The organism is Vibrio crassostreae 9ZC13, from assembly GCF_000272045.2.
Lineage (GTDB): Bacteria > Pseudomonadota > Gammaproteobacteria > Enterobacterales > Vibrionaceae > Vibrio > Vibrio crassostreae_C.
This window is the reverse complement of the sequence record NZ_AJYZ02000040.1, coordinates 271,284-278,310: the sequence shown is the minus strand read 5'-3', so window position 1 is coordinate 278,310 and position 7,027 is coordinate 271,284. Positions and strand designations below refer to the sequence as shown.

Annotated in this window: 7 protein-coding genes and 1 pseudogene; 1 reads left to right on the top strand and 7 read right to left on the bottom strand. The window is 40.2% G+C overall.

Annotated features, from left to right (window positions below):
* A partial coding sequence (locus A136_RS13860) for an IS66 family transposase (RefSeq protein WP_017063121.1) occupies positions 1–354 on the top strand: 354 nt, incomplete at its 5' end.
* 24 nt (positions 355–378) lie between these two features.
* Here the strand turns inward: A136_RS13860 and A136_RS22300 are convergent.
* The 7 genes and pseudogenes from A136_RS22300 to rfbB all read right to left on the bottom strand — a co-directional run.
* Positions 379–741: pseudogene (locus A136_RS22300) on the bottom strand (ISAs1 family transposase); the annotation flags it as partial.
* A gap of 244 nt (positions 742–985) precedes the next feature.
* Positions 986–2,149: an O-antigen ligase family protein gene (locus tag A136_RS13855; RefSeq protein ID WP_017063120.1), complete on the bottom strand. Its 1,164-nt coding sequence runs from the start codon at positions 2,147–2,149 to the stop codon at positions 986–988.
* Between the two features lie 389 nt (positions 2,150–2,538).
* A complete protein-coding gene (locus tag A136_RS13850) occupies positions 2,539–3,600 on the bottom strand; it encodes a DUF1972 domain-containing protein (RefSeq protein ID WP_017063119.1) in 1,062 nt (353 codons plus the stop codon).
* Complete coding sequence (gene rfbC / locus A136_RS13845) at positions 3,597–4,154, bottom strand: dTDP-4-dehydrorhamnose 3,5-epimerase (RefSeq protein WP_017063118.1); 558 nt, start codon at positions 4,152–4,154, stop codon at positions 3,597–3,599. Before rfbC ends, A136_RS13850 begins: the two co-directional genes overlap by 4 nt.
* Positions 4,155–4,158: 4 nt before the next feature.
* On the bottom strand, positions 4,159–5,040 hold the full coding sequence (gene rfbD / locus A136_RS13840) for a dTDP-4-dehydrorhamnose reductase (protein WP_017063117.1): 882 nt from the start codon (positions 5,038–5,040) through the stop codon (positions 4,159–4,161).
* The gene (gene rfbA / locus A136_RS13835) at positions 5,040–5,927 is read right to left on the bottom strand and encodes a glucose-1-phosphate thymidylyltransferase RfbA (RefSeq protein ID WP_017063116.1); all 888 of its coding nucleotides are present in this window, start codon (positions 5,925–5,927) and stop codon (positions 5,040–5,042) included. Before rfbA ends, rfbD begins: the two co-directional genes overlap by 1 nt.
* Positions 5,927–7,024: a dTDP-glucose 4,6-dehydratase gene (gene rfbB / locus A136_RS13830; RefSeq protein WP_017063115.1), complete on the bottom strand. Its 1,098-nt coding sequence runs from the start codon at positions 7,022–7,024 to the stop codon at positions 5,927–5,929. Before rfbB ends, rfbA begins: the two co-directional genes overlap by 1 nt.
* Positions 7,025–7,027: the final 3 nt, after the last annotated feature.

The following is a 7,027-nucleotide window of genomic DNA, read 5'->3' as shown; positions in this document are numbered from 1 at the left end:
CTTTACCAATGGATGACGACCCAGAAGGTGATTGGCTCTAGCCCACTAGGCAAAGCGATAAAATATACGCTTGGGCAGTGGTCAAAGCTTATTCGTTATATCGACGATGGTCACTTATCTATTGATAATAATCGCGCTGAACGCGCAATTAAACCACTGGTCATTGGCAGGAAGAACTGGCTGTTCTCTAACACACCAAACGGTGCTGATGCGAGCGCGATGCTTTACAGCATCATCGAGACCGCGAAAGCCAACGGTCTTATCCTCTACGACTACATGGTCAAGTGCATGAAAGAGCTGGCGAAAGCTGAGCCTGATATCGACGCACTCCTGCCTTGGAACTTCAAACACTGACAAGTCGCCCCGTGGGTTCATGGGGCGGATACTGTTGTATGTGCCTCTGAGAGTTTTGCCGTCGATAGCAATCACTTCACCCTCTGTCGTCTCATGACAGTCTTTCATCCACGCAGTAAAGCATCGTTGCAGTTGCTTGGCGGAAATAAGATTGATAACTCGGGCAATGGTATCGTGTACTGGTATGCCTTGTTTGAAATCACCATACTGCCTAAGCCATTCCAAGTTATCTTCACCAAAATCTTCAATATCCTCCCAACCTTCAGCACCAGCAATCACTGCTGCAATTGTTAAGAAGATAATGTCGGTTAGCGTGTGCTCTATTTTCCAAGCTTGGCGAGGGTCTCGAATAACTGAAATATGGTCCAAAAGGCTTAATCCATTCATTATGGCTAAATATCTGCTGTTAAAAAACAGTATATGATCACACCTAAATCTGATCATCAAATCGATCTTGAATGTATTGAATTTGTTGTGACTTCAGTGTACAAATTAGTGGAAACATCACTTCACGCTACCCCTTATTCCATATGGGTTTTTCATGATCTTGCCCTGCGGAAAATAATATAAAAAACCGTTAATTGGCTTCATTTTCAGCCTAGGATAAATTTTTCAGAATAGGTAACTCGAACTATTTGAAACATCTACATCGGTAAAGCAAACCAATTACAACCAAATATACAATAAGCGTTTGACCATGATACATAGGAATATCTGTTAATCCTGATACAATATATATAATCGGTATACTAATGAGTAAGTCCTTTCCTAATAAAGATAAATCTTTGAAAAAAAACACTGGGAACAACATGAAGCTCAGATATATCAAAACTCCTCCCCCTCCTTGTTGAACAAGTTTGTTTAATATTTCATTGTGTGGATGAGGAGCCGTAATTACATTTTTTGTCAACTCACCTTTATCGTATAACTTTTTCAATTCAGACTTATAGTCTTTAACCCCCAAGATAGGGCTACCATCAGCTATAGTTATAGCGGTGTTCCATAATTGTAGTCGAACACCAATAGAGGTACTTAGGTTACCTTGTTCGATTGCAGAGAATTCAGACATGGTTCTTTGATATCGTTCATATACAAAACCCTTACTAAACAATGCAATAACAGAAACAACAATAACCATTAATACAATATGTTTACTGAACTTTATTCTCTTTATATTCCTTATAGAGACTACCATTACAGCAAAAGCCAGAGCAAGCCACACACCACGACTCTCACTCAACAAAACACTTGAAGTTGCAAAAGCAAATCCACTAAAAAGGAGTAGTGCTTTATTTTTACTCTGCTCATATATAGCTAATATAAAAGCTGTTATAGCAAATGAGGCTCCGAGTGTTGCATAAGGTATAGGGTTAACTGGCAGTGACATTCGAGATTTACCCAAGTAAACTTGATAGTAAACTGAAACACCCAGTATACAAACAGAACCTAAAATCACTAAAGCCTGTAAGTGTAGAGTCTTTAACTTATCATAAGGCAAAAAAAGTATGATAAAAAATGCTCCAATCGCAGCGCGAGACTCTCGCCCACTAAAGTCCCCCTTATATATATAACTTACACCAATAAAAAACAAATATAGTACAATTAAATATAACCACCAATTATTACTAAAGTTAGATCGAATTATAGTAGCACGATAAACAAAAAAAGAAGCAACTGTAGCGACAAGTATAATTACTGAAAGAACTTTATCACCATTCTCAAAGATAAATAACCCACTAAAAACCCAAATAAATGGTAGATAAATAAATATATTTAAAGCCTGTTTCTTAATCATAACTAAACCTTGAAAGAAAAACCTAGGACTGTACCAATTTGATATTCGATACCAACTACCTTTTGTAGTTAAGGATAATATCGTTAATAAAACCACTCGGGCTACAATGTCTTTATCTCAGGAATATATTTGAGATTTTCTAACCAATCGTTACTGCTAACTAAAAAAAATACAGGGTGCGGATAATTTAATTTCACTTCCTACTCAATCCTAAAATTTGCTTTAATCATTATTTCCATCTTAAAATGGCTAGTGTGGATGATGTATCGAAGAGAAAACAGGCAACTCATCTTACTATTTAATACAAACCTCTCATCAAACTTATCGTAAGCGATACATAAGACGAAAGGCTTTATTTAGCTATATATTACTTCCAAGTAGTCGGTCGACTAAATGTAGGTACTTTCATATTGCTGTGAGACTTTATCCCAAGTATAACGCTTAAGCGCTATCGCCTTCATTGCTTCACCATTCCCCTCTAATCCACCCAACCCGTTAGTGTTCAAAATAAGGTTAAGTAGACTATCACTATTACTGAAATACAATGCACTATCTTCAGTGCTGTAACGATTAAAGCTACAGTCGAATGCGAAAACAGGCACACCAAAATGCATCATCTCAACTAACGAGGGGTTAGTGCCACCTGCCGAATGACCATGAAGATACAAAGAACAACCTTGACGAAGCTTATATAGTTCATCAATATCATAAATAGGATCCAGTAGTTCAACATTAGTAAATTTGGCGTACTCAAGTCTAATTTTACGTCCGTATTCGCTTGCATCCCAATTGCCAACAAATTTTATTGGTAATGAAGTTCTTGAATAGGCCTCAAGAATCATCTCAACGTTATTTTCTGGTTCTATACGACACAACCCTAAAGCATAACTTTGAGAGTTAATAGATTGAGTTGGGGTTTCTGGTTTTGCGTGATCACCACCGTAAGCTATTGTTTCCGAATTTAACCCATATTCTTTATAGACGTAATCCGTAATAGCCTGGTTATCAGTAACAACAACATCAGAATACCTGACAGCCATTGATTCAGAGAACTTTAAGAAACGTTTCACGAGCCCTCCCCACTTCTCCCGCTTCCACTCTAAACCATCAATATTTGTCACTATTTTCGCTTTGGAGAATAGCTTAAAAATAGGAAGGAAAATACAACCAGAAACGCCCAAAATAAGAACCACATCAGGTTTTATTTTCCAAGATTTGATCAGCGATAGTATATCATAGAAGATGCTTTGAGCGCCGTTAGCCCTTAGTGGTAAATAATGCAACTGGGCTTGGTTATACTCTTGCATATGTGTCTGATAGCTTTTTGACGAACAAAAAACAATGTACTGAGTTCCACTGTCTTTATTTAAAGTCAAGTTCTCAACAAGCGACTCAAAGCCACCATAACACGCTGGGATTCCAACAGTGCCAACAACTATTACTCGCTTCATTTTAGTTTAGTAACCTCACTCAATAAGAGTCCATTCATATCCTTATTAGAAAGTAATGGTGTGCTATTAGACGGTATTAAAGGCCACGATATATTAACTAGCTGATCGTCCCATGCTAATGATTGCTCAGCGCTAGGGTTATAATAGTCCGTACATTTATAAACAAACTCCGCCTCATCACTCGTCACATAGAACCCATGAGCAAACCCTTCTGGCACCCACAATTGACGTTTGTTTTCAGCTGATAAATATTCACCGACCCATTGACCAAACGTTGGTGAGTCTTTGCGAATATCAACTGCAACATCAAACACTTCACCTGAAACAACGCGTACTAACTTCCCTTGAGTATTCTCTGTTTGGTAATGCAGGCCTCGTAAGATACCTTTCTTCGATTTAGAGTGATTATCTTGTACAAATTGAGTCGGCTTTCCCGTTACTAGTTTTTCAAATTTCTTTTGATTCCAGGTTTCCATAAAGAAACCACGCTCATCACCAAACACACTTGGTTCTATGATTTTCACATCAGGAATACGAGTATCGATTACTTTCATTTTGTTATTCCGTATACGCTTGAATATTGTTTAACGCAGCCTTCCAGTCACTCGCTTTAACCGAGAAACCTAGCGTTATTTTTTCGGTACCTAATCGAGAATTGCTTGGGCGCTTAGCTGGTGTTGGGTATTGGTCAGTGGTAATACTCGTTAAACTTGGTTTATTTGCAAGAACTCCTTGCCCAACGGCAATACCAAAAATGGCATCAGCAAAGTCAAACCAACTCACATGAGGCAAACCCGAGTAATGGTAAACACCGTAATCCACTGCGTCCCCCTGAGTAATGTACTTCGCGATTTGAATCAATGTACCCGCTATATCGCCCGCATATGTCGGTCCGCCAAACTGATCACCCACAATACTTAATGCGTCTCTATTTTCTCCTAAACGCAGCATTGTTTTCACGAAATTATTGCCGTTCTCACCAAATACCCATGCAGTACGAAGGATAATATGTTTATCACACGCCTCGGCAACGGCGATTTCACCGGCGAGCTTACTTTTACCGTAAACCCCTTGCGGGTTTGTAGCATCCGTTTCCACATACTCGCCAACTTTATCGCCTTCAAAGACATAATCGGTCGAGATATGCAGCATTGCAGCACCAACACTCTGAGCGGCTTGCGCTAAGTATTTAGGACCATCACGGTTTATTGCATAAGAAAGGTCGACTTCCTCTTCAGCCTTGTCAACAGCAGTATGAGCTGCGGCATTGATAATGATGGTTGGTTGAAATTCGGTAACAGCAGAATAGACTGCCTCTTGATTAGTAATATCAAGATGCTCTCTATCGAGCGCTAACACTTCAGCATTCTCATGGTTCGCTAACTGCTCAGTTAGACTCGAACCAACTTGGCCATGGCAACCTGTAATTAAAATACGCATTAGCTGACGGTCCTTTTTTGAGCTTCATTCACTAAACGGGTCAGGTACTGCCCATATTCGTTTTTCATCATCGGTTTCGCTAAAGTCAGAACTTGCTCATCACTCAGCCAACCATTGCGCCACGCAATTTCTTCTAAACAAGCCACTTTCAAACCTTGAACATTTTCAATCGTTTGAACGAAAGAAGACGCTTCGTGCAAGCTCTCATGCGTACCAGTATCTAACCACGCAAAGCCACGACCAAGTAGTTCTACGTTTAATGATCCGTCATTTAAATACATTTCATTGAGTGTCGTAATTTCTAACTCGCCACGGTGTGATGGCTTAACCTGCTTGGCCATTTCCACCACACGATTATCGTAGAAATACAAACCTGTTACGGCATAGTTGGACTTTGGTGTTTCCGGCTTTTCTTCAATTGAAACAGCCTTCATCTCTTCATCAAATTCGACCACACCGAAACGCTCAGGATCTTTCACTTGGTAACCAAACACGGTTGCACCCGATTCTCTTGAAGCGGCACTTTGTAGCATTTTAGAAAAAGATTGACCATAGAAGATGTTATCGCCAAGTACTAAACAAACGCTGTCATCACCAATGAACTCTTCACCAATAATAAACGCTTGTGCTAAGCCATCTGGGCTTGGTTGAATAGCGTACTCAAGGTTGATACCAAAATCAGAGCCATCACCCAACAGGCGCTTAAAACCGGCATTATCTTCTGGTGTCGTGATTATTAAAATATCTTTAATACCAGCGAGCATTAAAGTCGAAACTGGGTAAAATACCATCGGCTTATCGTAGATAGGCAATAGCTGCTTTGATACGCCGCGAGTCAATGGGTATAAACGTGTGCCGGAACCACCCGCTAATACAATACCTTTCATTAGTTACCTTCCTTTGATTCAACGGTTTCTACACCCAAACGCTCACGTTGGTAGCTACCATCTTGCACGTTTTGACACCATGTTGAGTTGTCTAGGTACCATTGCACTGTTTTACGAAGACCTGTTTCAAACGTCTCTTCTGGCATCCAATCTAGTTCACGTTGCATTTTAGATGAGTCAATGGCGTAACGGCGGTCATGACCAGGACGATCTTGAACGTACGTGATCTGCTCTGCATACGCTGACTCTTTCGGTACTAGCGTATCTAGGATGTTGCAAATCGTATTCACGACCTCAAGGTTTTTCTTCTCGTTGTGACCACCGATGTTGTAAGTCTCGCCTACTTTACCTTCAGTGACTACTTTGTATAGTGCACGAGCATGGTCTTCCACAAACAGCCAATCACGAATTTGATCGCCTTTTCCGTAGATAGGAAGATCTTTTCCTTCCAGAGCATTTAAAATGACAAGTGGGATCAGTTTTTCAGGAAAGTGATATGGGCCGTAGTTATTTGAGCAGTTAGTAACGATAGTTGGCAGGCCGTAAGTACGTAACCATGCACGAACTAAATGATCACTTGATGCTTTTGAAGCAGAGTAGGGGCTAGATGGTTCATAAGGTGTCGTCTCTAAGAACATCGGCAGGTCTGTACCTTCTGGAACATCATCAGGATGTGGAAGGTCACCATACACTTCATCCGTCGAGATATGATGAAAACGGAACTCTGTTTTTGCTTTGTCTGACAGCGTATTCCAGTACTCTCGAGTAGCTTCCAGTAAGGTGTATGTGCCAACGACATTCGTTTCAATAAACGCAGCAGGGCCAGTGATAGAGCGATCAACATGCGATTCAGCTGCAAGGTGCATTACCGCATCAGGTTTATATTGCTCAAAAACACGGGCAAGCTCTGAACGATTACAGATGTCCACTTTCTCGAATCCATAACGTTCGTTCGAATCGACTTCAACAAGAGACTCTAAGTTACCAGCGTAGGTTAGGCAATCAACATTAACAACTTCATCATGAGTGTTCTCTATTATATGTCTAATAACAGCACTTCCTATAAATCCAGCACCGCCTGTTACTAATATTTTCATTAA